At 66.1% G+C, this 25,117-nt stretch carries 26 protein-coding genes; 23 read left to right on the forward strand and 3 right to left on the reverse strand.

Annotation, left to right across the window (positions count from 1 at the left end; translation table 11 throughout):
• Positions 1 to 1,245 carry a lipoprotein-releasing ABC transporter permease subunit gene (locus AVCA_RS06685; RefSeq protein WP_012700106.1) on the forward strand — a complete coding sequence of 415 codons (1,245 nt, stop codon included), beginning with the start codon at positions 1 to 3 and terminating at the stop codon, positions 1,243 to 1,245.
• 24 nt (positions 1,246 to 1,269) lie between these two features.
• Here AVCA_RS06685 and AVCA_RS06690 read toward each other — a convergent pair whose 3' ends face one another.
• The gene (locus AVCA_RS06690) at positions 1,270 to 1,797 is read right to left on the reverse strand and encodes a DUF2062 domain-containing protein (RefSeq protein WP_012700107.1); all 528 of its coding nucleotides are present in this window, start codon (positions 1,795 to 1,797) and stop codon (positions 1,270 to 1,272) included.
• 135 nt (positions 1,798 to 1,932) lie between these two features.
• On the opposite strand from AVCA_RS06690, the gene AVCA_RS06695 reads away from it, so the two are divergent.
• The 8 genes from AVCA_RS06695 to murB all read left to right on the forward strand — a co-directional run bounded on the left by AVCA_RS06695 (position 1,933) and on the right by murB (position 8,760).
• Positions 1,933 to 4,143: a DNA internalization-related competence protein ComEC/Rec2 gene (locus tag AVCA_RS06695; RefSeq protein WP_156483617.1), complete on the forward strand. Its 2,211-nt coding sequence runs from the start codon at positions 1,933 to 1,935 to the stop codon at positions 4,141 to 4,143.
• A 71-nt stretch (positions 4,144 to 4,214) separates the two neighbouring features.
• The gene (locus tag AVCA_RS06700; protein WP_041807047.1) at positions 4,215 to 4,847 is read left to right on the forward strand and encodes a MotA/TolQ/ExbB proton channel family protein; all 633 of its coding nucleotides are present in this window, start codon (positions 4,215 to 4,217) and stop codon (positions 4,845 to 4,847) included.
• A complete protein-coding gene (locus AVCA_RS06705; protein ID WP_012700110.1) occupies positions 4,844 to 5,272 on the forward strand; it encodes an ExbD/TolR family protein in 429 nt (142 codons plus the stop codon). Before AVCA_RS06700 ends, AVCA_RS06705 begins: the two co-directional genes overlap by 4 nt.
• Positions 5,272 to 6,273, forward strand: coding sequence for a tetraacyldisaccharide 4'-kinase (lpxK, locus tag AVCA_RS06710; protein ID WP_012700111.1), 1,002 nt, complete (start codon positions 5,272 to 5,274; stop codon positions 6,271 to 6,273). The genes AVCA_RS06705 and lpxK overlap by 1 nt, the downstream gene beginning before the upstream one ends.
• A gap of 60 nt (positions 6,274 to 6,333) precedes the next feature.
• Positions 6,334 to 6,519 (forward strand): Trm112 family protein, encoded by a 186-nt coding sequence (locus AVCA_RS06715; RefSeq protein WP_012700112.1) that lies wholly within the window; start codon positions 6,334 to 6,336, stop codon positions 6,517 to 6,519.
• Positions 6,516 to 7,280: a 3-deoxy-manno-octulosonate cytidylyltransferase gene (kdsB, locus tag AVCA_RS06720; protein ID WP_012700113.1), complete on the forward strand. Its 765-nt coding sequence runs from the start codon at positions 6,516 to 6,518 to the stop codon at positions 7,278 to 7,280. Before AVCA_RS06715 ends, kdsB begins: the two co-directional genes overlap by 4 nt.
• Positions 7,280 to 7,744, forward strand: a complete 465-nt coding sequence (locus AVCA_RS06725) for a low molecular weight protein-tyrosine-phosphatase (protein ID WP_012700114.1) — start codon at positions 7,280 to 7,282, stop codon at positions 7,742 to 7,744. The genes kdsB and AVCA_RS06725 overlap by 1 nt, the downstream gene beginning before the upstream one ends.
• Complete coding sequence (gene murB, locus AVCA_RS06730) at positions 7,741 to 8,760, forward strand: UDP-N-acetylmuramate dehydrogenase (RefSeq protein ID WP_012700115.1); 1,020 nt, start codon at positions 7,741 to 7,743, stop codon at positions 8,758 to 8,760. Before AVCA_RS06725 ends, murB begins: the two co-directional genes overlap by 4 nt.
• A 98-nt stretch (positions 8,761 to 8,858) precedes the next feature.
• On the opposite strand, the gene rne is transcribed toward murB, so the two are convergent.
• Positions 8,859 to 12,278, reverse strand: coding sequence for a ribonuclease E (gene rne / locus AVCA_RS06735; RefSeq protein ID WP_012700116.1), 3,420 nt, complete (start codon positions 12,276 to 12,278; stop codon positions 8,859 to 8,861).
• Positions 12,279 to 12,846: 568 nt separating this feature from the next.
• Between rne and rluC the strand changes: the two genes are divergently transcribed.
• Genes rluC through AVCA_RS06750 form a run of 3 tightly spaced genes read left to right on the forward strand, consistent with a single transcriptional unit; the run spans position 12,847 to position 15,453 of the window.
• The gene (rluC, locus tag AVCA_RS06740) at positions 12,847 to 13,800 is read left to right on the forward strand and encodes a 23S rRNA pseudouridine(955/2504/2580) synthase RluC (RefSeq protein ID WP_041807050.1); all 954 of its coding nucleotides are present in this window, start codon (positions 12,847 to 12,849) and stop codon (positions 13,798 to 13,800) included.
• Positions 13,793 to 14,473: an HAD-IA family hydrolase gene (locus AVCA_RS06745; RefSeq protein ID WP_175555952.1), complete on the forward strand. Its 681-nt coding sequence runs from the start codon at positions 13,793 to 13,795 to the stop codon at positions 14,471 to 14,473. Before rluC ends, AVCA_RS06745 begins: the two co-directional genes overlap by 8 nt.
• 2 nt (positions 14,474 to 14,475) lie before the next feature.
• Positions 14,476 to 15,453, forward strand: coding sequence for a S49 family peptidase (locus AVCA_RS06750; protein ID WP_012700120.1), 978 nt, complete (start codon positions 14,476 to 14,478; stop codon positions 15,451 to 15,453).
• Between the two features lie 31 nt (positions 15,454 to 15,484).
• Here the strand turns inward: AVCA_RS06750 and AVCA_RS06755 are convergent, their stop codons facing one another.
• Entirely contained in the window at positions 15,485 to 16,063 is a 579-nt protein-coding gene (locus AVCA_RS06755) for a Maf family protein (RefSeq protein ID WP_012700121.1), read from the reverse strand.
• 111 nt (positions 16,064 to 16,174) lie between these two features.
• Here AVCA_RS06755 and AVCA_RS06760 point away from each other — a divergent pair, with 111 nt between their 5' ends.
• The 11 genes from AVCA_RS06760 to AVCA_RS06810 all read left to right on the forward strand — a co-directional run bounded on the left by AVCA_RS06760 (position 16,175) and on the right by AVCA_RS06810 (position 25,103).
• A complete protein-coding gene (locus AVCA_RS06760; RefSeq protein ID WP_012700122.1) occupies positions 16,175 to 16,702 on the forward strand; it encodes a YceD family protein in 528 nt (175 codons plus the stop codon).
• Between the two features lie 13 nt (positions 16,703 to 16,715).
• Positions 16,716 to 16,898: a 50S ribosomal protein L32 gene (gene rpmF / locus AVCA_RS06765; RefSeq protein WP_007160601.1), complete on the forward strand. Its 183-nt coding sequence runs from the start codon at positions 16,716 to 16,718 to the stop codon at positions 16,896 to 16,898.
• A gap of 3 nt (positions 16,899 to 16,901) precedes the next feature.
• Positions 16,902 to 17,918 carry a phosphate acyltransferase PlsX gene (plsX, locus tag AVCA_RS06770; protein WP_072432604.1) on the forward strand — a complete coding sequence of 339 codons (1,017 nt, stop codon included), beginning with the start codon at positions 16,902 to 16,904 and terminating at the stop codon, positions 17,916 to 17,918.
• Between the two features lie 95 nt (positions 17,919 to 18,013).
• Positions 18,014 to 18,952 carry an ACP S-malonyltransferase gene (gene fabD, locus AVCA_RS06775; RefSeq protein WP_012700124.1) on the forward strand — a complete coding sequence of 313 codons (939 nt, stop codon included), beginning with the start codon at positions 18,014 to 18,016 and terminating at the stop codon, positions 18,950 to 18,952.
• Positions 18,953 to 18,966: 14 nt separating this feature from the next.
• Complete coding sequence (gene fabG / locus AVCA_RS06780; protein WP_012700125.1) at positions 18,967 to 19,710, forward strand: 3-oxoacyl-ACP reductase FabG; 744 nt, start codon at positions 18,967 to 18,969, stop codon at positions 19,708 to 19,710.
• Between the two features lie 187 nt (positions 19,711 to 19,897).
• On the forward strand, positions 19,898 to 20,134 hold the full coding sequence (gene acpP / locus AVCA_RS06785) for an acyl carrier protein (RefSeq protein ID WP_003283670.1): 237 nt from the start codon (positions 19,898 to 19,900) through the stop codon (positions 20,132 to 20,134).
• Positions 20,135 to 20,349: 215 nt separating this feature from the next.
• Positions 20,350 to 21,594 carry a beta-ketoacyl-ACP synthase II gene (fabF, locus tag AVCA_RS06790; RefSeq protein WP_041807055.1) on the forward strand — a complete coding sequence of 415 codons (1,245 nt, stop codon included), beginning with the start codon at positions 20,350 to 20,352 and terminating at the stop codon, positions 21,592 to 21,594.
• A complete protein-coding gene (gene pabC / locus AVCA_RS06795; RefSeq protein WP_012700127.1) occupies positions 21,594 to 22,409 on the forward strand; it encodes an aminodeoxychorismate lyase in 816 nt (271 codons plus the stop codon). The genes fabF and pabC overlap by 1 nt, the downstream gene beginning before the upstream one ends.
• Positions 22,410 to 22,415: 6 nt before the next feature.
• Positions 22,416 to 23,492, forward strand: coding sequence for an endolytic transglycosylase MltG (mltG, locus tag AVCA_RS06800; protein WP_012700128.1), 1,077 nt, complete (start codon positions 22,416 to 22,418; stop codon positions 23,490 to 23,492).
• Positions 23,489 to 24,124 carry a dTMP kinase gene (gene tmk / locus AVCA_RS06805; protein WP_012700129.1) on the forward strand — a complete coding sequence of 212 codons (636 nt, stop codon included), beginning with the start codon at positions 23,489 to 23,491 and terminating at the stop codon, positions 24,122 to 24,124. Before mltG ends, tmk begins: the two co-directional genes overlap by 4 nt.
• Entirely contained in the window at positions 24,117 to 25,103 is a 987-nt protein-coding gene (locus AVCA_RS06810) for a DNA polymerase III subunit delta' (protein ID WP_012700130.1), read from the forward strand. The genes tmk and AVCA_RS06810 overlap by 8 nt, the downstream gene beginning before the upstream one ends.
• The last annotated feature ends 14 nt before the right edge of the window (positions 25,104 to 25,117 follow it).

Consider the following 25,117-nt stretch of genomic DNA (forward strand, 5'->3'; position numbering starts at 1 on the left):
ATGTTTCGTCCCCTCGCGGTTTATATCGGTGCCCGCTATACCCGGGCCAAACGGCGCAACCACTACATTTCCTTCATCTCGCTGACCTCGATGCTCGGTCTCGCCCTCGGCGTGCTGGCGATGATCGTGGTGCTGTCGGTCATGAACGGTTTCCAGAAGGAGATGAGTTCACGGATTCTCGGCATGGTGCCGCATGCCGCCATCGTCGGCGCACAGCCGCTCGACGACTGGCGTTCCCTGGCCGGAACGGCGCTGGCCAATCCGCAGGTACGGGCCGTGGCGCCGCTCACCGAGCTGGACGGGATGCTGTCCTACAAGGGGACGATGCAGCCGATTCAGGTCCAGGGGATCGATCCCTTCGAGGAGCCGAAGGTGTCCATAATCGCCGACCACCTGCAGCAGGGCCGTCTGACCGACTTGGCGCCCGGCGAGTTCGGCACGATCATCGGCGAGATCACCGCGCGACGCTTCGCTCTGCAGGTCGGCGACAAGCTGACCTTGATCGTTCCCGAGCTGAACGGCGCTTCGGGCAGCGTCACCCCGCGCATGCAGCGGCTCAGCGTGGTCGGGATCTTCAAGATAGGCGCCGAACTGGACGGCTCGCTGGCGCTGATTCATGTCGCCGATGCGGCGCACCTGATGCGCTGGCAGCCCGGGCAGGTACAGGGTGTGCGTCTGGCGCTGAAGGATCTGTACCAGGCGCCGAAGGTGGCGGGCGGAATCGCCGGCGAGCTCGGCGCGGCCTATCGCGCCGTCGACTGGACGCAGACCCAGGGTAGCCTGTTCAGTGCCATGCAGATGGAAAAGACCATGATCGGGCTGCTGCTGTTGCTGATCGTCGCAGTGGCAGCATTCAACATCGTCGCCACCCTGATCATGGTGGTCGCCGACAAGGGCGCAGACATCGCCATCCTGCGCACCCTGGGCGCCACGCCGGGGCAGATCATGGCGATCTTCATGGTGCAGGGCTCGGTGATCGGGGCGTTCGGCATCCTGATCGGCGCCGTGTTGGGCATGATAGTAGCGTTGAACGTCAGCGATCTGATCGGCTGGCTGGAGTCGGTCAGCGGCCGACAGATCCTCAGCTCGGACATCTATTTCGTCAGCTACCTACCGTCCGACCTGCAGATGCTGGATGTGGCGCTGGTCTGCACGGCCGCTCTCGTCCTGAGTTTTCTCGCCACCCTCTATCCGTCCTGGCGTGCCGCCCGCACCCAGCCGGCCGAGGCCCTGCGCTACGAGTGATGGGCCGAGCGGCGCTGCCTTGCCTCAGGGCTGGGGATTGCGCCGTCTTTCCTGACGCTTGCGCCAGTTGTGGCGGACCCACCAGCGCCAGAACAGCATGGTCGCGAAGTAACCGACGACGCCGAGCACGACGCCGGTGATGAACGAGCCAACCAGGATCGGCTCCCACAGGGTGGCTATCCGTTCGCTGATCCAGGCCATGCTCAGTTCGCTGGGCAGGGTTATCGGCGGGGTGTCCAGAACCCAACTGCCGACCTTGTAGGTACAGTAGAACACCGGCGGCATGGTGATGGGGTTGGTCAGCCAGACCAGGCCGATGGCGATCGGCAGGTTGGCCCGCACTGGAATGGCCAGGCCGGCGGCGAGAAGCATCTGCATCGGGATCGGTATGAAGGCGCTGAAAAGACCGACGAGCATGGCGCGCGATACCGAGTGGCGGTTCAGGTGCCAGAGGTTGGGGTCGTGGATCAGGGTGCCCAAAAAGCGCAGGGATTTGTGTTCCCTGATGCTATCCGGATGCGGCATGTAGCGCTTAAAGATGCGACGGGGCATGGCGACACTCGGCAGTTCGAAGCGCCAGTATTATGCATGCATTGATGACGGCCCGCTGTAGGTATTGTGTCTGCCGATTCCGCTGGCCGTTCCGACGAATCGATTGCGGAGTCGTCTCGAATGTTGCGCACAGGGATGTTGGCGCTCACCGCAGGTCTGCTCGTCCTGCGTTTCCTTCCGGCCCTACCGCCCTGGTGGCTGTGGTCGCCGATGGCGCTGGGCGCTGCGATCCTTCTGGCGGCGCGTCGCTATTCGCCGGCGCTCTTTCTCTTCGGTCTCGGCTGGGCCTGCCTGTCGGCGCACTGGGCGCTGGAGGAACGGTTGCCTGTCGAACTCGATGGTCGCACCCTGTGGCTGGAGGGGCTGGTGGTCGGTCTGCCGGCGCGCATCGACGGCACGCTGCATTTCCAACTGGAGGAGGCCTCTTCCCGGCGCGCCGAACTGCCCGGGCGACTGCGCCTAGCGTGGCACGCCGGGCCGGAGGTCCGCGCCGGGGAGCGCTGGCGCCTGGCGGTCAGCCTCAAGCGTCCGCGCGGCCTGGTCAACCCGCAGGGTTTCGATTACGAGGCCTGGCTGCTGGCCCAGCGGATCGGCGCCACCGGGACGGTGAAAGCGGGAGAGCGACTCGGAACGCCGGAAAACGCCGACGGTTGGCGCGATTCCCTGCGCCAGCGCCTGCTGCAGGTCGATGCCCATGGCCGTGAGGGCGCGCTCGCCGCGCTGGTGATGGGCGACGCGTCCGGGCTGAGCGTGGCGGACTGGAAGCTCCTGCAGGATACCGGCACCGTGCATCTGATGGTGATCTCCGGCCAGCATGTCGGCCTGCTTGCCGGCCTGGTCTACGGGCTGGTGGTCCTGCTGGCGAGATTTGGCCTGTGGCCGGGTTTTCTGCCCTGGTTGCCCTGTGCCTGCGGCCTGGCCTTCGCCACCGCGCTCGGTTATGGCTGGCTGGCCGGCTTCGGGGTACCAGTACAGCGGGCCTGCGCCATGCTCGCCGTGGTGCTGTTCTGGCGCCTGCGTTTCCGCCACCTGGGTCTCTGGCTACCCATCCTGCTGGCGCTGGACGGCGTACTGCTGCTCGAGCCCCTGGCCAGCCTGCAGCCGGGGTTCTGGCTGTCGTTCGGTGCGGTGGTGATCCTCGTCCTGGCCTTCGGCGGCCGGCTGGGTGCCTGGTCGTGGCGGCAGACCCTGTGGCGAGCGCAGTGGACCAGTGCGCTGGGACTGCTACCGTTGTTGCTGGCCTTGGGCCTGCCGATCAGTCTCAGCGGTCCGTTGGCCAATCTGGTCGCGGTACCCTGGGTCGGTTTCGCGGTGGTCCCGCTGGCTCTGCTCGGAACCCTGCTGCTGCCCTTGCCGGCAATGGGCGAGGGCCTTCTCTGGCTGGCCGGCGCCTTGCTGGAGACGCTGTTTCGGCTGCTCGGCGAGATCGCCGGCGCCGTACCGGCCTGGCTGCCCCACGCGGTGCCGGTCTGGGGCTGGCTGCTGGCGCTGCTCGGGACCCTGCTGATCCTGCTGCCGGCGGGAGTGCCGCTGCGTGTCCCGGGACTGGCGCTGCTGCTGCCCCTGGCATTTCCGCCGCAGGAGCGAATCCCGCAGGCACGGGCCGATGTCTGGCTGCTGGATGTCGGGCAGGGCCTTGCCGTGCTTGTGCGTACCCGCGGGCACGACCTGCTCTATGATGCTGGGCCGCGTTTCGGCGATTTCGATCTGGGCGAGCGCGTGGTCCTGCCTTCGCTGCGCAATCTCGGCGTGGGCCGCCTGGATCGCCTGCTGCTCAGCCATGCCGATGGCGACCACGCCGGTGGCGCCCTGGCCGTGCGGCGCGCTCTGCCGGTGGGCGAGGTCGTCGCCGGCGAGGCGCAGGCGCAATCGGCGGCGCTCGCCGCGCAGCCTTGCGCCCGTCGCGCCTGGCAGTGGGATGGTGTGCGTTTCGCCACCTGGCACTGGACGGCCGTGCAAGAGGGCAATCGGGCTTCCTGCGTGCTGCTGGTCGAGGCCGCCGGCGAGCGCCTGCTGCTGACCGGCGATATCGATGCCGCAGCCGAGCGGGCACTGCTCGACAGCCACCCGGAGTGGCGCGCCGACTGGCTGCTGGCGCCTCACCACGGCAGCCGCAGTTCGTCTTCGCCGGCTCTGCTCAAGGCCCTGGCGCCGCGCGCGGTGCTGATCTCGCGCGGCTGGAACAACGGCTTCGGCCATCCCCATGCGCAGGTCGTGGAGCGTTACCGGAAGCTGCCGGCCGTGATTCACGATACTGCGCGCCAGGGGGCCCTGCGGTTTCGCCTGGGCGACTGGGGCCGGGCGCGCGGGCTGCGCGAAGAGCCCCGCTTCTGGCGGGAAAAATGAGACGACTGCCGTCGGCGAGCAGGTACGCCTGTGCTAGAGTTGCGCCACTTTTTCCAAGGGGATTTGCCACCGTGTGGGAGCTTGTCAAAGCGGGCGGCTGGATGATGCTGCCGATCGTTCTCTGTTCCATCGTCGCCCTCGCCATCATCATCGAGCGTCTCTGGAGCCTCCGGCCTGGCCGGGTGACTCCGCCGAATCTGCTCGGACAGGTCTGGCGCTGGATACAGGACAAGCAACTGAATGGCGACAAGCTCAAGGAACTGCGGGCGGGTTCCCCGCTGGGACAGATCCTCGCGGCGGGGCTGGCCAATTCCAAGCATGGCCGGGAGGTCATGAAGGAGTGCATCGAGGAAGCGGCGGCGCGCGTCATCCATGATCTGGAGCGCTACCTCAATGCGCTCGGTACCATCGCCGGCATCGCCCCCTTGCTCGGTTTGCTCGGCACCGTGCTGGGCATGATCGAGATTTTCAGCAGTTTCATGGGGTCCGGGATGGCCAATGCCTCGCAGCTCGCCGGCGGTATCTCCACGGCGCTGATCACCACCGCCGCCGGTCTGTTCGTGGCGATTCCCGCGCTGTTCTTCCATCGTTATCTGCAACGGCGCGTCGATGAACTGGTGGTCGGCATGGAACAGGAGGCGATCAAGCTGGTGGAGGTGCTGCAGGGCGATCGCGAGGTCGATCTCAACGGGGGAAGGGCGTGAAATTCCGGCGCAAACCGCGGGAGAACGTCGAGATCAATCTGGCTTCCCTGATCGATGTCGTGTTCATCCTGCTGCTGTTCTTCGTGGTCACCACGACCTTCACCCGCGAAACCCAGCTCAAGGTCGAGCTGCCCGAGGCGGTCAGCGGCACGCCGCCCGAGAGCGCCGAACCGAAGCGGCTGGAAGTGCTGATCGATGCCGGCGGCAGCTATTCGCTCAATGGCCAGGCTCTGCTCAGCAGCGATCTGGACAGCCTGATGCGCGCCTTGCAGAAGGAGTCGGCAGGCGACAACGACCTGCCGCTGGTCATCAGTGCCGACGGCAAGACTCCCCATCGGGCGGTCGTCACCGCCATGGATGCCGCCGGCAAGCTCGGCTTCGCCCATCTGCGCATCACCACGGTCGAGGCCCGGGCGGCGCCCTGATGGCCCTTGCCGACCGCCTGCTCGAGGCCTGGTACCGTGGCCATCCCGCCCTGGTCCTGCTGCGCCCGCTGGAAGCGTTGTTCCGCTGTGTGGCACAACGTCGCCGGGAGCGCTTCCTGCGCGGCGAGGGCGGCATCTACCGGGCGCCGGTGCCGGTCGTGGTGGTCGGCAACGTCACCGTCGGCGGTACCGGCAAGACCCCGCTGATTCTCTGGCTGATCGAGGCCTGCCGGCGCCGCGGCCTGCGGGTCGGCGTGGTCAGCCGCGGCTACGGCGCCAGGCCGCCGCGCCTGCCCTGGCGGGTCACGGCCGACCAGAGCGCCGGGCAGGCTGGCGACGAGCCGTTGTTGATCGTCCAGCGCACGGGCGTGCCGCTGGCGATCGATCCGGATCGCCCACGGGCCGTGCGGGCCCTGCTCAAGGAGCAGCCTCTCGATCTCATCCTCAGTGACGACGGCCTGCAGCACTACCGGCTGGCCCGCGATCTGGAGCTGGTCCTGCTCGATGCCGTGCGCGGCCTCGGCAACGGCCATTGCCTGCCGGCCGGCCCCCTGCGCGAGCCGGCCGAACGGCTGGCCAGCGTGGATGCGGTGTTGCACAACGGGGCCGCCTGGGACCCGCCGGGCGGCTACGCCTTCTCCCTCCTGCCCAGCGCCCTGGTTCATATGGCCACGGGCGAACGCCGGCCCCTGGATCATTTCCCGCCGGGAACCGCCCTGCATGCCCTGGCCGGCATCGGCAATCCCCGGCGTTTCTTCGCCACGCTCGAGGCGCTACACTGGCGCCCGATTCCGCATGCCTTCGCCGACCATGCCCGCTATCGCGCCGAGCAACTGCGTTTCTCGCCGGCGCTGCCGCTGGTGATGACGGAAAAGGATGCGGTGAAATGCCGGGCCTTCGCTCCTGCCGATTGCTGGTATCTGGCCGTCGATGCCGTCCCTTCTCCGGCCTTCGCCGACTGGTTCGACGCAGCTCTCGCCCGTCTGCTGGCATCGAGCTGAGCGTTCGTCCCTCTGCCGGGCGCTATCGCCGGCTTTCCATTGCCTTCCCAGGATTTCACCATGGACCCGAAACTACTCGACATTCTCGCCTGCCCGATCTGCAAGGGGCCGCTGAAGCTGACCGACGACAAGTCCGAGCTGATCTGCAAGGCCGATGCCCTGGCCTTCCCGGTGCGCGACGGCATCCCGGTGATGCTGGAGAGCGAGGCCCGCACGCTCAATGTCGACGAGCGCCTGGACAAATGAGCAAAGCCTTCTGCGTGGTGATTCCCGCCCGCTACGCCTCGAGTCGCCTGCCGGGCAAGCCGCTGCAGGACATCGCCGGCAAGCCGATGATCCAACATGTCTGGGAGCAGGCCCGGCGCAGTGGGGCGCAGCGGGTGGTGGTGGCCACTGACGATGCGCGCATCGAGGCGGCCTGCCAGTCCTTCGGGGCCGAGGCGTTGCTGACCCGTGTCGAGCACAACTCCGGGACCGATCGGCTGGCCGAAGTGGCTGGACGGCTCAGCCTGGCCGACGACGCCGTAGTGGTCAACGTGCAGGGCGACGAGCCGTTGATCCCTCCCGCGCTCATCGACCAGGTGGCGGAAAACCTGGCGGCCCATCCGGAGGCGGCCATCGCTACCCTGGCCGAGCCGATCGACAGCGCCGAGGCCCTGTTCAATCCGAATGTGGTGAAGGTCGCGAGCGATATCCACGGCCTGGCCCTGACCTTCAGCCGCGCTCCCTTGCCCTGGGCGAGGGATGCCTTCGCCGGCAGCCGCGAATGCTTGCCGGCGGGTGTGCCTTATCGCCGGCACATCGGCATCTACGCCTATCGGGCGGGCTTTCTCCGCGATTTCGTCGCCTGGGGGCCGTGCTGGCTGGAAAGCGTCGAAAGCCTGGAGCAGTTGCGTGCGCTCTGGCATGGTGCGCGCATCCATGTGGCTGATGCCCTGGAGGCGCCGCAGGCCGGTGTGGATACCCAGGAAGACCTCGAGCGCGTACGGCGCCTGTTGGGGGCCTGATGCGAGTTCTATTCGTCTGTCTCGGCAATATCTGCCGTTCGCCCACTGCCGAGGGCGTGTTCCGCCAGCGGGCGTATGCGGCCGGACTGGGAGAGCGCATTCGCATCGACTCGGCCGGTACTGGCGACTGGCATGTGGGCAAGGCGCCGGATATCCGTGCGCGGCAGGCTGCCCGCCGGCGCGGCTACGATCTGGATGCCTTGCGCGCCCGTCAGGTCTGTCGGGAGGACTTCTCCCGCTTCGACCTGATCCTGGCCATGGACCATGGCAACCTGCGGGACCTGCAGGCCATTCGCCCGGCGGGAGCGGCTGGCGAGCTGGATCTCTATCTGCGCCGCTATGCGCTGGGGGAGGATGAAGTTCCAGATCCTTATTACGCAGGCGAAGAAGGGTTCGAGCGGGTTCTCGATCTTCTCGAACGGGCCGGCGACGAACTGCTCGCCGAGATCCGGAGGCGTCTGTGAGCCTGCAGCTACGGGAAAACGTTTCCCTCAAGCCCTACAACACCTTTGCCCTGGAGGCGCGCGCCCGGTTGTTCGCCGAGGCCCATGACGACGACGAGGTGCGCGAGGCGCTGGTCCTGGCTGCCGAGCGCGGCTTGCCGCTACTGGTGCTGGGCGGTGGCAGCAACCTGTTGCTGACCCGGGATGTCGAGGCACTGGTGCTGCGTATGGCCAGTCGCGGCGTGCGGTTGCTGGCCGATGACGGCGAGCGGGTGCTGATCGAGGCGGAGGCGGGCGAGCCTTGGCACCCTTTCGTGCAACATGCGCTGGAGCAGGGGCTGGCGGGGCTGGAGAACCTCAGCCTGATCCCGGGCACGGTGGGGGCCGCGCCGATGCAGAACATCGGTGCCTATGGCGTGGAAATCAAGGATGTGCTCGCCAGCCTGGTCGCGATCGACCGGCAGAGCGGCGAACTGCGCGAGTTCGCCCGCGAGGAGTGTGCCTTCGGCTATCGCGACAGCCTGTTCAAGCGCCAGGCCGGGCGCTGGCTGATCCTGCGTGTGCGTTTCGCGCTGCAGCGCACGCCGCGACTCCATCTGGACTACGGTCCGGTGCGCCAGTGGCTGGCGGAACGGGGGGTGGAATCGCCGACACCCCGGGATGTCAGCCGGGCGATCTGTGCCATCCGCCAGGAGAAACTCCCCGATCCCGCCGTGCTGGGCAATGCCGGCAGTTTCTTCAAGAACCCGCTGGTTTCCGCCGAGCAAGCCGAGCGGCTGCGCAGCCAGTATCCCGATCTGGTCGCCTACCCGCAGGCCGACGATGCGGTGAAGCTGGCGGCGGGCTGGCTTCTGGAGCGGGCTGGCTGGAAGGGATATCGCGAGGGCGATGTCGGCGTGCATCGCTTGCAGGCGCTGGTGCTGGTCAATCATGGGCAGGCCAGCGGCGGGCAAGTGCTGGCATTGGCCCAACGCGTCCGGGATGACATCGAGAGGCGCTTCGGAGTGTGCCTGGAAATCGAGCCCCGCGTGATCTGAGTTCGCCGGGACGGCATCGGCGAAACGCAAAAGGGGATGCCTGGCATCCCCTTTTGGTCATCGAGGACCGGCATCGAGGCCGGCCCTGACTTTCTGCTTCAGCCAGCCGTCCGATCCTGTTCGTCGGTCAGCTTCGCCTCGGCGGTCGCATTCCCGCTTTCGGCTTCCTTGCGCCGAGGCTCGGCAACCTCCTCGTTTTCCACTCCGGGAGCGATCTGCGCTTCGTCGACGAGCTCTTCCGGTTGCCCGGCGACGGGCAGGAGGTCGAGCGTCTGCTGCTCTTTCCGATCTTCGGAGCGCTCTTCCTCCACGGGAGCCGATTGCTCGGACGTCGTTTCGATCGGTTCTTCCGCTGCGACGGCAGCCGGTACCTCCGGCTGTATCAGCTCGAACGGAGCCTCGACCGGTTCGGCAACCGTGGAGAAGGCTTCCGGCTCGGGACTGACCTGCTCGCTCGGCAATTCGACCGATTCCATGGATGCCGGAGATGGCTCGCTGGCGGTCCGAGGCTGTTCGAGCGGGATCTCGATCCTTTCCTCCGGTGCTTCCGGCGTGCTGGCGACCGGAACGGGGCCGGCCTCCGCCCGCGTCTCGGTTACCGCCGCGGCGGCAGCGATGGCGCTGGCCTCCGCAATCTTTGCGGCTTCCGCTGCCTTCGTGGCTTCGGCGGCCCGCTTGGCTTCCGCCTCGGCAGCTTCGCGCTTGCGGCGCCGGACTTCGCGTGGGTCGTTGGCCGCGCGGGCGGTGCTGCGCGGAACCTCAACCTCGGCCGAGGGCTCGGTGGTTGCCGGCGGCTCCTGGACCGGCTGCGCAGGTACTTGCAGTGCCTCGCTCGGCTCGGCTACCGGCTCCTCGGCTCCGGCAGGTTGTACCTGTTCGGGCTGGAGGATGGGCTGCGGAATTTCCACAGGGGCGGTCTCGGCGACGGGAGCAGCGATCGCGACGGTTTCGATTGCGGGTTGAGTTTCCTCGACTGCCGGCTGACCGCTGGGCGGGCTGGCAGTGGTGGAGGCTTCCGCCGTGGCTTCGTCGGCCTGGGCCGGTACGGCGCTTACCGTTGCGGCCGTGGACTCCGCCGCGACGGCAGCGGCCTCGTCTTCTTCGACGCCCTCGATTTCGCTGCCCTGGCCGTCGCGCTGGCGCTCGCGGCGATTGCTGCGGCGGCGCTGGCCGCGGGATCGACGGCGGGGACGCTCCTCGCCACTGGCCTCGGCCTCTTCTTCCTGAATTTCCTCGTGGGGCAGCACTTGCTCCTCGGGAATCTTCGGCTCGTTCACCACCGGACGTTCTTCATGGGGCTGACGCTCTTCCCGCTGGGGAAGCTCCTCGCGCGGCGGGCGGACAGTGCGCTCTTCCCGCGGGCTTTCCTGGATTTCCTGGATATCGAGCGGTTCGCGCAGTTCGCGGCGGCGTTCTTCGCGGGGCGGGCGCTCGCGGCGGGTTTCCCGTGGCTCGCGCGGTTCGCGCGGCTCCATGGTTTCCACGGCCTGGCGCTCTTCGCGTGGCGCACGCTCCTCGCGGGGCGGGCGCTCGCGGCGGCTTTCCCGTGGCTCCCGGGGTTCCACGAACTCGCTGGGGTGACGCTCTTCGCGTGCCGGGCGTTCCTCGCGTGCCGGGCGCGGCACCCGTTCTTCGCGCACTTCGCGAAGTTGACGCTCCTCGCGTGGCCTGCTGCGCTCCTCGTCGCGGCCATGACGGCTCTCGCGGCGACGATTCTGCTGGCGGCTGCTGCGGCGTTCCTCGCTGCTGCGCGTCAGGCGCTCCTCGACCAGGCGCTCGGCGACAACGGGCTTGGCGATTTCCTTGCCGGCGAACAGGCTGACCAGCGACTTCACCAGTCCCTTGAACAGATTGAGCTCCAAGGCCGGGTGGGGGGCTGCCGCCGGCGCCGCCGGTATTTCGGCCGGAACCGGCACCAGGGCGTTGCGCGGCGGAGCGGTCTTGACCGCAGCCTCCTGGCGCACCAGGGTGCGGGTGGAGCTGACCAGTTGGACTTCCTCCACTTCCGCCGGGGTCATTTCGTAGCTCGACTGGGCGCTCTGCACTTCCGGGCTGTCATCGCGCAGGCGCTGTACTTCGAAGTGGGGCGTCTCCATGTGATCGCTCGGCAGGATGACGATGCGCACGCGGGTGCGCAGCTCGATCTTGGTGATGGAGTTGCGCTTTTCGTTGAGCAGGAAGGCGGCGACCGGAATCGGCACCTGGGCGCGCACTTCGGCGGTGCGGTCCTTCAGGGCCTCTTCCTCGATCAGGCGCAGGATCGCCAGGGACAGGGATTCGACGTCGCGGATGATGCCCTGGCCGCTGCAACGCGGGCAGACGATGCCGCTGGTCTCGCCGAGGGAGGGGCGCAGGCGCTGACGGGACATTTCCAGCAGACCGAAGCGCGAGATACGGCCGATCTGCACGCGCGCACGGTCGGCCTCCAAGGCCTCGCGCATCTTGTCCTCGACGGCGCGCTGGTTCTTCGCCGGCGTCATGTCGATGAAGTCGATGACGATCAGGCCGCCGATGTCGCGCAGGCGCAACTGGCGGGCGATCTCCTCGGCCGCCTCCAGGTTGGTCTGCAGCGCGGTTTCCTCGATGTCGCCGCCCTTGGTGGCGCGCGCCGAGTTGATGTCGATGGATACCAGGGCTTCGGTCGGATCGATGACGATGGAGCCGCCGGACGGCAGCTTCACTTCACGCTGGAAGGCGGTTTCGATCTGGCTCTCGATCTGGAAGCGGTTGAACAGCGGCACGCTGTCTTCGTACAGCTTGATCTTGCTGGCGTACTGCGGCATCACCTGGCGGATGAAACTCAGGGCTTCTTCCTGGGCTTCCACGCTGTCGATCAGCACTTCGCCGATGTCCTGGCGCAGATAGTCGCGGATCGCCCGGATGATGACGTTGGATTCCTGGTAGATCAGGAAGGGGGGCGAGCGGTCCAGCGAGGCTTCCTTGATCGCGGTCCACAACTGGACCAGGTAGTCGAGGTCCCACTGGAGTTCTTCGCTGGAGCGGCCGAGGCCGGCGGTGCGCACGATCAGGCCCATGTCGGCGGGCACGTCGAGGCCGTTCAGGGCCTCGCGCAGTTCGTTGCGCTCTTCGCCCTCGATGCGCCGGGAGATGCCGCCGGCTCGCGGATTGTTCGGCATCAGCACCAGATAGCGGCCGGCGAGGCTGATGAAGGTGGTCAGGGCCGCGCCCTTGTTGCCGCGCTCTTCCTTCTCGACCTGGACAATGACTTCCTGGCCTTCGGAGAGCACGTCCTTGATGTTGATGCGGCCTTCGGGAGACTTCTTGAAGTACTCGCGGGAGATTTCCTTGAGCGGGAGGAAGCCGTGGCGCTCGGCGCCGAAGTCGACGAACGCCGCTTCGAGGCTCGGCTCGACCCGGGTGATACGGCCTTTGTAGATATTGGCCTTCTTCTGTTCGCGGGCGCCCGATTCGATATCCAGGTCATAGAGGCGTTGGCCATCGACCAGGGCAACACGCAACTCCTCGGGCTGAGTTGCGTTAATCAGCATTCTCTTCATGTAGTACCGTTCGGTTTCCGGGCTGCCGGAAACGGCGTTCGGCACACACGACTCTCGCGGTCGGTGACAGGGGCCGTTCAGGAAAGGTTGTCGTCCGTTCCCGTGTCAAGCAACATTTGGCTGGTGGCCAGAGTCGCGACTACGTCTCCTGCTTACTGTTGTGGCAGAAAGCAATCAATCAGGAGGAGGAATCAAGCATCGGCAGCGGACGCCTTGTGCGTCTGGATGAAAGCTTGCAGCTACGCAATCCGATGGTTGTGCATCTCCACCCTGCACGTATCCTTTGAAAATCGGGTGCCGTCCGCAGAATCTGCAGCGAATTGGCAACTATTGCGACCTCCTGTGGATGGGAGGTACGCCATCATGTAGCTAAGGCATTTGTTTCCGAGGCTTCGCGATGTTCGAGGAAGCCCCGTCGGACGGCCTTACGTCCTTCATGGGCAGCATGCGGATAGGATGGCTGTTCGGTTTTGCGCCTATCCGCTGGCCTGGCCGTAAAAACGGCACTTGTAATTATAGCACCTATTAATAAGTGCTTCAATTCTCTAAAAATTGATATGATATCGCAATGATAAATCCCCCCCATGCGAATTCTGGCGTCCAGTTGCTTGAGATCGGGCCGGATACGGCCGGTCAGCGAATCGACAATTTCCTCCGCACTCGACTCAAGGGGGCTCCAAAGACCTTGATCTATCGCATCCTGCGCAAGGGCGAGGTGCGGGTGAACAAGGGACGGATCAAGCCCGAGTACAAGCTGCAGGCGGGCGATCTGGTGCGCGTGCCACCGCTGCGTCTGGCCGAGCGTGACGAGCCGGTTCCGCTGGCGCAGGGACTGCTCGAGCGGCTCGAGGCAGCCATCGTCCATGAAGACAAGTCGCTGATAGTGCTGAACAAGCCGGCCGGGATCGCCGTGCATGGCGGCAGTGGTCTCAGCCACGGTGTCATCGAGGCGTTGCGCCAGTTGCGTCCGGAGGCCAGGGATCTGGAACTGGTGCACCGACTCGACCGGGATACCTCGGGGCTGTTGATGATCGCCAAGAAGCGCAGCATGTTGCGCCATCTGCACGAGGCGTTGCGCGGCGACGGCGTGGACAAGCGCTATCTGGCGCTGGTGCGTGGAGCCTGGCCCAGTGCCCGGAAGCAGGTCAGCGCCCCGTTGCAAAAGAATACCCTGCGTTCCGGCGAGCGGATGGTGGAAGTCGACGAGGAGGGGCGGGAGGCGCTGACCCTTTTCCGCGTGCTGCGGCGTTTCGGTGACTTCGCCACGCTGGTGGAGGCCAAGCCGGTCACCGGGCGGACGCATCAGATCCGGGTGCATGCCCGTCATGCCGGGCATCCTATCGCTGGCGACGCCAAGTATGGGGACGAGACGTTCACCCGCGAGATCCGTGCGCTCGGTGGCAAGCGTCTGTTCCTGCATGCCTATTCGCTGGCGGTGCCGCTGCCGGAGGGGGGCGAGTTGCGCCTGGAGGCGCCGGTGGATGAGATGTGGGCACAGGCTCTGGAGCGTTTGAGTGTCTGACTATCGGTTATTGATCTTCGATTGGGATGGCACGCTGGTCGATTCCATCGGGCGTATCGTCGAATCCATGCGTGTCGCGGCGGGGGCCTGCGACCTCGCGCCGCTCGGCGACGAGACGATCAAGGGCATCATCGGGCTGGGGTTGCCCGAGGCGATCCGTACGCTCTATCCGGATCTGCATGATGTTCGATTGCTGGATCGGTTCCGCCGACTCTATAGCGAACATTACCTGACCTTGGAGCGCGAACCGTCGCCGCTGTATGCCGGGGTGGCCGAGGCGCTGGAGGGATTCCGGGCGGCGGGGTATCGTCTGGCGGTAGCCACTGGCAAGACGCGCCAGGGGCTCGACCGGGTGCTGGCGGGGCATGGTTGGCAGGAATATTTCGACGTCAGTCGCTGCGCCGATGAAACTGCCAGCAAGCCGGATCCTCGAATGCTGCACGAGATCCTCGCGCACTGCCGGGTATCGCCCCGTCAGGCCCTGATGGTGGGGGATTCCTCGTTCGATCTGCAGATGGCCCGACATGCCGGGATGGGGTCGGTGGCGGTCAGCTACGGAGCGCAGTCTCCGGAGGCGCTGCGCCTGCACGAGCCGCGTTTGATTATCGATGACTTGGGCGAGTTGTGTGCCTGGCTGGGCGTCCGGCCGGCGCAAGTCGTCGCTGGGGGATAGGCATGACGAACGACGAGTGGAAGTCGCCGCCGGAGGGGGGCGACGAGAAGAGCTGGAAACTGCTGGAAAAGACCTTGCTCGCCACCGTGGAGGAGCGGCGGCGGGCGCGTCGTTGGGGGATCTTCTTCAAGTTGCTGGGGTTCGCCTATCTGGTGGCGCTCCTGGCGATGTTCTCCCCGGCGCTGAGCCTCAGGGAGGCGGCGCGTAGCGGCGAGCACACGGCGCTGGTCGAGGTGCGCGGGATGATCGCCGACGACGAGGCCGCCAGTGCCGACAACGTCGTCGGCAGTCTGCGGGCCGCGTTCAAGGACAAGCACACCAAGGGTGTGGTGCTGCGTATCAACAGTCCCGGCGGCAGTCCCGTGCAGTCCGGCTACATCTACGACGAGATCCGCCGGCTGCGTGCCGAGCATCCGGATACCAAGCTCTATGCGGTCATTACCGATCTCGGTGCTTCCGGCGCCTACTATGTCGCCAGCGCCGCCGACGCCATCTATGCGGACAAGGCCAGCCTGGTCGGCTCGATCGGGGTAACGGCGGCAAGCTTCGGTTTTGTCGGGGCGATGGAGCGGCTGGGCGTCGAGCGTCGGGTCTATACGGCCGGCGAGCACAAGGCGTTCCTCGATCCGTTCCAGTCGCAGAAGGAGGGAGAGGTGCGCTTCTGGCAAGAGGTGCTGGAGGTCACCCACCGGCAGTTCATCGACAGTGTCAAGCAGGGGCGCGGCGAACGGCTGAAGGACAAGGAGCATCCCGAACTGTTCTCCGGTCTGGTCTGGTCCGGCGAGCAGGCCTTGCAACTGGGCCTGGTCGATGCCCTGGGCAGCGCCAGTCATGTGGCTCGCGAAGTGGTGGGGGCAGAGGATCTGGTCGATTTCACGGTGCGGGAAACCCCCTTCGATCGTTTCGCCAAGAAGCTGGGAAGCGGGGTGGTCGAGCGTCTTGGCGTGTGGATGGGCCTGCAGGCGCCGGTCCTGCGCTGAGGCGGTGGTCTGATATCGGCCCTTGGGCAGGTCAGGGGATCTGTACGCCCTCGGCCAGCAGCATGTCGACCAGGCGAATCAGCGGCAAGCCGATCAGGCTGGTGGCGTCCTCACCCTCGGTGGCGCGGAAAAGACTTACGCCGAGTCCTTCCGACTTGAAGCTTCCGGCACAGTCGAAAGGCTGCTCGGCGGCGAGATAGCGTTCGATTCGCGCTGCGTCCAAATGGCGGAAATGCACCGTGAAGGGGATGCAGTCGATCTGCGCCGTTCCGCTGGCGGTGTTGAGCAGGGCCAGCCCGGTCAGGAAGGTCACGCTATTGCCGCTGGCGCTCTGCAGCTGGGCGCGGGCGCGTGGCAGGTCGTGCGGTTTGCCGAGGATTCGTCCGTTCAGTACGGCGACCTGGTCCGAGCCGACGAGCAGGTGATGCGGATATTCCTGGGCGAGGGCGCCGGCCTTTTCCGCGGCCAGGCGTCTGACCAGGGCATCGGCGCTTTCCCTGGGGAAAGGGGTTTCGTCGATGGACGGTGCGCTCCAGGTGAAGGGCAGTCGCAGGCGACTCAGCAGTTCGCGGCGATAGGGGGAGCTGGAGGCGAGTACGAGGGACGGCATGGCATTCTCCCGGTGCCGGAGGATGGCGCGATTCTAGCGGTGCTGTCGACCGGCGGACAGGGTGGAATTCCCTTTGACAGCGCTCCGGCCCATCCCTAGAATGCCGCCCCTATGTTGAATGGGCCGATTCCACCTCACGTTGACCCACGCAAGCTGGCCGATCGCAGTGCGACCCTCGAGGGTGAGCTGTCGCTGGCTGGTTTGTCTCGTCTTCGCGATCCACTTGCCGAAGATGTGGGGCTTGTACGTGCGAAATTCCGTTTTGAGCGCGACGAGCACAAGACTGTGGTCATCCACAGTGAGCTCGATGTCGAGGTCAGGATGGTTTGCCAGCGTTGTCTGGAGCTGGTCGCCCTGCCGATCCACAGCGAATGCCATTACGCGGTGGTGAAGGTGGGGGCGAACGCTCAGTCGTTGCCCAAGGACTATGACGTGCTGGAGGTTGGGGAAGAACCCTTGGATCTGTTGGCGTTGATCGAGGATGAGCTGCTGCTCGCCTTGCCCATCGTTCCGCTCCATGACCCTGATGTTTGCCAGCCGCCGGCCGGGCCCGAAGTGCCCGAACCGAGCGAGGACGAGGTATCGCGGTCCAACCCGTTCAGCGTATTGGCGCAGTTAAAGCGCGACCCAAACGTTTAGGAGTTAATCAGTTATGGCTGTTCAGCAGAACAAAAAGTCCCGTTCCGCACGTGACATGCGTCGTTCCCACGACGCGCTGGAGGCAAATGCCCTGTCCGTCGAGAAGAGCACCGGTGAAGTGCACCTGCGTCACCACGTGTCCCCGGATGGCTTCTACCGTGGCCGCAAGGTGATCGACAAGGGCTCCGACGAGTAACTCTTGTCCGCTTCGCTCATCGCTGTCGATGCAATGAGCGGGGACTCCGGTCCCCGCTGTGTTGTTCCGGCCTGTCTCGCCTGCCTGGGCGAGATTCCCTCGCTGCAACTGGTCCTCGTCGGCCAGGCTCCCCTTCTCGAAGAGCTGATTGCCCGCCATCCCCGGGTCGATCGCGCGCGCCTGAGCGTCGTGCATGCCGGGGAAGTGATCGCCATGGACGAGCGTCCCGCCCATGCCTTGCGCAGCAAGGCCGACTCGTCCATGCGTGTGGCCTTGGAGTTGCTGCGTGAGCGGCAGGTGCAGGCCTGTGTCAGCGCTGGCAATACGGGAGCGCTGATGGCGTTGTCCCGGCGTGTCCTGAAGACCCTGCCGGGCGTCGACCGGCCGGCGATGTTCGCGGCTCTCCCCACCGAGCAGGGGGTCTGTCACCTTCTCGACCTGGGTGCCAACATGGATTGCACCGCCGAGCACCTGTATCAGTTCGCGGTGATGGGCTCGGTCGCCGCGGAAGCGCTCGGCATGGAGCGTCCGCGGGTGGCATTGCTGAACGTCGGTACCGAGGAGGTCAAAGGCAATCAGCAGGTCAAGCAGGCCGCCGTTCTGCTGCAACGGGCCAGGGGAATCAACTACGTCGGTTTCATCGAGGGCGATGGCCTCTACCGCGGGGAGGCCGATGTGGTGGTCTGCGACGGCTTCGTCGGTAATATCCTGCTGAAGGCCAGCGAAGGTCTGGCCGCCATGATTGCCGGAGAGGTCAGGGCGCAATTCGGAGGCAGCCTCGCCTCGCGGCTGGTCGGTGTCCTGGCCTTGCCCTTCTTGCGTCGATTGCAGGCCCGCCTGGCGCCGGCCCGACACAATGGGGCCAGTTTTCTCGGCTTGCAGGGAATAGTGGTGAAAAGTCATGGCGCGGCAGGTGCCGAAGGGTTTCGTAGCGCGATACTTCATGCGCAGGCGGAGATTCGCGAGAACCTTCCGCAACATCTGCACGACCGCCTGCAGACGCTGTTGGTCGGGCACTGATGTGACCGTGGCCGTGGGCCCGTCATCCAACTGATTAACATGCGTCCGGCATGCTCCGGGCGCTCCCGAAGAAAGATCATCAGGGATCTGTTCATATGTCTGTTTCCCCCGCATTCGTCTTTCCTGGCCAGGGGTCGCAGTCCCTCGGCATGCTGGCCGATCAGGCTGCCCGGTATCCGCTGATCGGTACCACCTTTGCCGAAGCCTCCGAATCCCTCGGCTACGATCTCTGGGCACTGGTCCAGCAGGGACCGGAAGGCTTGCTCAACCAGACCGACAAGACCCAGCCGGCGATCTTGGCTGCCTCGGTCGCCTTGTGGCGACTCTGGCAGGCCGAGGGCGGGGGGCTTCCAGCCTTCGTCGCAGGACACAGCCTCGGCGAGTATTCCGCGCTGGTCGCCGCCGACAGCCTGCCTTTCGCCGATGCGCTGAGACTGGTCGAGTGCCGGGGGCAATTGATGCAGCAGGCCGTGCCCGCCGGCCAGGGAGGCATGGCGGCGATTCTCGGCCTGGATGATGCCGATGTTCTGGCCGCCTGCGCCGAGTCCGAGCAGGGCGAGGTGGTCAGCGCCGTGAACTTCAACGCACCGGGACAGGTGGTGATCGCCGGTTCCGCCGCGGCGGTCGGCCGTGCCATCGAGGCCTGCAAGGCGCGCGGCGCCAAACGCGCAATGGCCTTGCCGGTCAGCGTGCCGTCGCATTGCGCCCTGATGCGTCCCGCGGCGGAGCGTTTCGCCGAGGCGGTGGAGGCGATCGCCTGGCAGGCGCCGCGCATTCCGCTGGTGCAGAATGTCAGCGCCGCCGTGGTCAGCGATCTGGATGTCCTCAAGCGCGATCTGCTGGCGCAGCTCTACAGCCCGGTGCGCTGGGTCGAGTCCATGATCTGCCTGGCTGGCCGGGGAGTCACCGATCTGCTCGAGTGCGGCCCGGGCAAGGTGCTTTCCGGATTGAACAAGCGTTGTGTCAAGGGCATCAATACCCACAACCTGGATACCCCCGAGGCCTTCGCTGCGGCTCGTGCCGCGCTGGCCTGAACAAGGAGATGAGAATGAGTCTGCAAGGCAAAGTGGCGTTGGTCACCGGCGCCAGCCGTGGCATCGGCCAGGCGATCGCGCTGGAGCTGGGCCGGCAGGGCGCCGTGGTGATCGGCACGGCCACTTCCTCGAGCGGCGCCGAAAGCATCGCCGAGACCCTGAAGAGCAATGGCATCGAGGGTGCCGGTCTGGTGCTGGATGTATCCAGCGACGAGTCCGTCGCCACGACCCTGGAGCATATCCAGCAGCATCTCGGCCAACCCGCCATCCTCGTCAACAATGCCGGCATCACCCGCGATAACCTGATGTTGCGGATGAAAGACGAGGAGTGGCACGACGTCATCAATACCAACCTCAACAGCCTCTATCGCCTGTCCAAGGCGGTCCTGCGCGGCATGACCAAGGCCCGCTGGGGACGCATCGTCAACATCGGCTCGGTGGTGGGCGCGATGGGCAATGCCGGTCAGGTCAACTATGCAGCCGCCAAGGCCGGGCTGGAGGGGTTCAGCCGTGCCCTGGCCCGTGAGGTCGGCTCGCGCGGGATCACCGTCAATGCGGTGGCGCCCGGTTTCATCGATACCGACATGACCCGCGAACTGCCCGAGGCGCAGCGCAATGCGCTGCTGGGCCAGATTCCGCTGGGCCGCCTGGGGCAGGCGGGAGAGATAGCTCAGGTTGTCGCCTTCCTGGCCTCCGATGGTGCATCCTATGTCACCGGAGCTACCATTCCGGTCAACGGTGGAATGTACATGAGTTGATGTGACGCGCGCCCCAAGACAACAGTCAAAGAGCAATCCGAAATCTCACCGAACTGCCGAGCCGGAAAAGGCAGGTCGTCGGGGCTGTCCGGAGGGGGAGGGCTTCGGCTTGAAATGCTGAAATCCCTTTCTATAAACTTACTCGCATTCCATCTGCCTGGTTTGTCCATAGGAGTGAAAATAAGGTATGAGCACCATCGAAGAACGCGTCAAGAAGATCGTTGCTGAGCAACTTGGCGTCAAAGAAGAGGAAGTCACCAACAGCGCTTCCTTTGTCGAAGACCTGGGCGCCGACTCTCTTGACACCGTCGAGCTGGTGATGGCTCTCGAAGAGGAGTTCGAGACCGAGATTCCGGACGAACAGGCCGAGAAGATCACCACTGTGCAGGAAGCCATCGATTACATCAATGCTCACGCGCAATAAGTAATCGTCGCTCCCGACTCGGAAAAGCCGCACAGCCCAAAAGGCGTGCGGTTTTTCTTTAACGGAAATAATTAGAATTTTATCCGATACTTGTCGGTTCTGTTCACTTTGCCAAGGTGGTAACAGGAGGCGGTGTCCCCAGAGGGGCGCTTATCGCCTGCAGGCAGGCTATCGAGCCGGCCTCGCGCAGTAACGAAGAACATGAGGAGATTGCTTTGTCACGTAGACGCGTCGTGGTCACTGGACTGGGGATGTTGTCGCCGCTGGGTACCGATGTGCCGAGCAGCTGGCAGGGGGTCCTGGCTGGTCGCAGTGGCATCGCTCCGCTCGAGCACATGGATCTGTCCGCCTATTCCACCCGCTTCGGCGGTTCGGTGAAGGGGTTCGACGTCGAGCAATACCTGTCGCTCAAGGAGGCCCGCAAGCTCGATCTGTTCATCCAGTATGGCCTGGCTGCCAGTTTCCAGGCCGTGCGCGATTCCGGCCTGGAAATCACCGACGCCAATCGGGAGCGCATCGGTGTGGCCATGGGGTCCGGCATCGGCGGTCTCACCAATATCGAGAACAACTGCCGGTCCCTCATCGAGCAGGGGCCTCGGCGTATTTCTCCGTTCTTCGTACCGGGCTCGATCATCAACATGATTTCCGGCTTCCTGTCGATCCACCTGGGCCTGCAGGGACCGAACTACGCTCTGGCCACCGCCTGCACCACCGGTACCCACTGCATCGGCATGGCGGCGCGCAACATCGCCTATGGCGAAGCCGATGCCATGGTCGCCGGCGGGGCCGAAATGGCGGCCTGCGGGCTGGGCATCGGCGGGTTCGGCGCGGCCCGGGCGCTGTCCACCCGCAACGAGGAGCCGGCACGTGCCAGCCGTCCCTGGGACAAGGGACGCGACGGCTTCGTGCTTTCCGACGGCGCCGGCGCGCTGCTGCTGGAAGAGCTGGAGCATGCCAAGGCGCGGGGCGCCACCATCTATGCCGAACTGGTCGGCTTCGGCATGAGCGGCGATGCCTTCCACATGACCTCGCCGCCGGAAGACGGCGCCGGTGCGGCCCGTTGCATGCGCAACGCCCTGCGCGATGCCGGCCTGAACGTCGACCAGGTCCAGTACATCAATGCCCACGGCACCTCGACGCCGGCTGGCGATCTGGCCGAGGTGGCCGCGCTCAAGTCGGTTTTCGGCGAGAGCGTCTACCGGCTGTCGGTCAGCTCGACCAAATCCATGACCGGTCATCTGCTCGGTGCCGCCGGTGCGGTCGAGGCCATCTTCAGCATACTGGCGATCCGCGATCAGGTCGCCCCGCCGACCATCAACCTGGACGAGCCCGACGAAGGCTGCGATCTCGATTTCGTGGCCCATGAGGCCAAGAGGCTGCCGATCGAGGTGGTGCTCTCCAACTCCTTCGGCTTCGGTGGGACCAACGGTTCGCTGGTGTTCCGCCGATTCGCCGACTGATGGCCTGCTGGATCGACGGCCGGCCCGATGAGCCGCTACCTCCGACCGACCGTGGTCTGGCCTATGGCGATGGCCTGTTCGAGACCATCGCCGTGCGTCGAGGGCAGCCGCTGCTGCTGGAGCGGCACCTGGCGCGTCTGGGCGAGGGCTGTGCCAGGCTGGCGCTTCCCGGCGACCCGGCCTCGATCCGCGCCGAACTGCTGGCCTTTTCGGCCGCGTTGGGCGAGGGCGTGGCCAAGCTGCTGCTGACCCGCGGCGACGGTCTACGCGGTTATGCGGCCCCCCAGCCGCCGCAGTCGCGGCGCATCCTCCTGGGCAGTCCGCCGCCGCGGTATCCGCCGGGCAATGCCGCGCAGGGCGTGCGGCTCTATCCCTGCCGTACCCGCCTGGCCGAGCAGCCCCTGCTGGCCGGACTCAAGCATCTCAATCGCCTGGAGCAGGTGCTCGCCCGCGCCGAGTGGCGGGATGCCGAGCACGCCGAAGGACTGATGCGCGATCTGTCGGGACGGGTGATCGAGGGGGTTTTCAGCAACCTGTTCCTGGTCAGGGACGGTGTCCTGCTGACCGCCGACCTGTGCCGTTGCGGGGTGGCCGGGGTCATGCGCGCGGAAATCCTCGAACAGGCGGAACGGGCGGGCATCGCGCTGCAGGTACGTGACATCGACTTCGCCGAGCTGCTGGCGGCGGACGAGGTTTTTCTCTGCAACAGTCTCTATGGCATTTGGCCGGTCCGCCGGTTCGAAGAACACGACTGGCCGGTCGGCACGCTCACCCGTAAACTGCAGGGCTCGATCCGCAAGCTACTGGACTCCTGATACGTGATGCGAAAATGGCTGCTGCTGCTGGAAAGTGGCCTGCTGGTGGGGGGACTGCTCCTGTCGTCCGCCGTCTGGCAGCAGAGGGCCGCGCTCGAACAGCCTCTGAGGCTCGCCGAGGAGCGTCTGCTGGAGGTTCCGAGCGGTGCCACGCCCGGCGGTCTGCTCAATCGTCTGCAGGACGAGGGACTGTTGCACGGGAGCTTCTGGCTGCGCCTGTACTGGCGCTTCAATCTGTCCGAGCAGGGTATGCGCAGCGGCGAATATCGCCTGGAGCCAGGCATGACGGCCGCCGAACTGCTCGAACTCTGGCAGCGTGGCGAGGTGGTGCAGTACAACCTCACTTTGGTGGAGGGCTGGAGCTTCCGTCAGGTTCGGGCCGCATTGGCCCGGACCGACAAACTGGAGCAGTCCCTGGAAGGGGTTTCCGATGCCGAGCTGATGGCTCGGCTGGGTCAGCCGGACGCCCACCCGGAGGGGCGCTTCTTCCCCGATACCTACCGCTATGTGCGCGGCATGAGCGACTTCGAGCTGCTCAGGCAGGCCCATGCCCGCCTGCAGCAGGTGCTCGCCGAGGAATGGGCCGGGCGGTCGCCGGACCTGCCCTACGCGACGCCCTACGAGGCGCTGATCATGGCCTCGATCGTCGAGAAGGAAACCGGCATTCCCCGCGAACGCGAGCAGATCGCCGGCGTGTTCGTGCGGCGCCTGGAACAGGGCATGCTGCTGCAGACCGATCCGACGGTCATCTATGGCCTGGGCGAGCGCTACAACGGCAAGCTCGGGCGCGCCGAGCTGCTCGCGACCACGCCCTACAACACCTATGTCCAGCCCGGCCTGCCACCGACGCCGATCGCCCTGCCGGGACGCGAGGCGATCCATGCGGCGCTGCATCCGGCGGAGGGCCGCGAGCTGTATTTTGTCGCCCGCGGCGATGGTAGCCATATCTTTTCCGAAACCCTGGAGGCGCACAACCAGGCGGTGCGCGAGTACCAGCTCAAGCGCCGCACCGACTACCGCTCCAGCCCATCGTCCGAGGCGGTGGAGCGTTCCGAGCGGCAAGACGACGAGGAAAACCCGTGAGCCGAGGTCTGTTCATCACCCTCGAAGGGCCGGAGGGGGCCGGCAAGAGCACCAATCGCGACTACCTCGCCGAAGGCCTGCGCGCCGCTGGCCGCGAGGTGGTGCTGACTCGCGAGCCGGGCGGAACGCCGCTGGCCGAGCGCATCCGCGAACTGCTGCTGGCGCCCGCCAGCGAGCCGATGGCGGTGGACACCGAACTGCTGCTGGTCTTCGCCGCCCGCGCCCAGCATCTGGCCGGTGTGATCCGGCCGGCGCTGGTGCGCGGCGCCGTGGTGCTCTGCGACCGTTTCACCGATGCTTCCTATGCCTACCAGGGCGCTGGCCGTGGCGTGCCCGAGGCGCGCATCGCGATCCTGGAGCATTTCGTGCAGGGCGATCTGCGCCCCGACCTGACCCTGCTCTTCGACCTGCCGGTCGAGGTGGGGCTGGCCCGCGCCGCCGCCCGTGGCCGCCCGGATCGTTTCGAACAGGAAGACCGCGCCTTCTTCGAAGCGGTGCGCCAGGCTTACCTGCGTCGCGCGGCGAACGATTCGGCCCGGTACCGGGTGGTGGATGCGGGGCGCCCCCTGGCGGAGGTCCAGCGCACACTGGATGGCCTGCTGCCGCAACTGCTGGAGTCGCGCGGTGGCTGAAGTCCATCCCTGGCAGCAGGAGTTGTGGCGGCGGCTGGCAGGCCGCGACCGGCATGCCCACGCCTATCTGCTGCACGGTCCGGCCGGCATCGGCAAGCGGGCGCTGGCCGAACGCCTGGCGGCCCGCCTGCTGTGCCAGAGCCCGGCCGGCCTGGAGGCTTGTGGCCAGTGCAAGTCCTGCCGTCTGCTGCAGGCCGGCAGCCATCCGGATCATTTCCTGCTGGAGCCGGAAGAGGCGGACAAGGCGATCCGCGTCGATCAGGTGCGCGATCTGGTGGAGTTCGTCACGCAGACGGCCCAGCTTGGCGGGCGCAAGGTCGTCCTGCTGGAACCGGCCGAGGCGATGAACTCGAACGCCGCCAATGCCCTGCTCAAGAGTCTCGAGGAGCCCTCCGGAGAGAGCGTGCTATTGCTGATCAGCCACCAGCCGAGCCGCCTGCTGCCGACCATCCGGAGTCGCTGCGTGCAGCAGGCCTGCCCGTTGCCGGGGGCCGCCGACAGTCTCGCTTGGCTGCGTCAAGCATTGCCGGAACAGAGCGAGGCGGAACTGGGCGAACTGCTCGTGCTGGCCGGCGGCTCGCCGCTTTCCGCCCTGCGGCTGCATGGTGAAGGAGTGCGCGAGCGGCGTGCGCGGGTGGTGGAAGGGGTGAAGCAACTGCTCAAGCAGCAGGCCAGCGCCAGCCAACTGGCCGAGGCCTGGAACAGTGTGCCGCTGCTGCTGCTGTTCGACTGGTTCTGCGACTGGAGCCTGCTGATCCTGCGCTATCAGTTGACTGGCGACGAGCGGGGCCTGGGGCTGGACGACATGGCCAGGGTCGTCCGCTACCTGGCGGAGAAGAGCGCGCAGTCCAGGGTCCTGGCCATCCAGGACTGGCTGCTGGCGCAGCGTCAGAGGGTGCTCGCCAAGGCCAACCTCAACCGTGTCCTGCTTCTCGAGGCGTTGCTCGTGCAGTGGGCAGACCTGCCCGGGCCGGGCTAGAATCGCTGCCCGAA

This window comes from Azotobacter vinelandii CA (assembly GCF_000380335.1).
GTDB lineage: Bacteria > Pseudomonadota > Gammaproteobacteria > Pseudomonadales > Pseudomonadaceae > Azotobacter > Azotobacter vinelandii.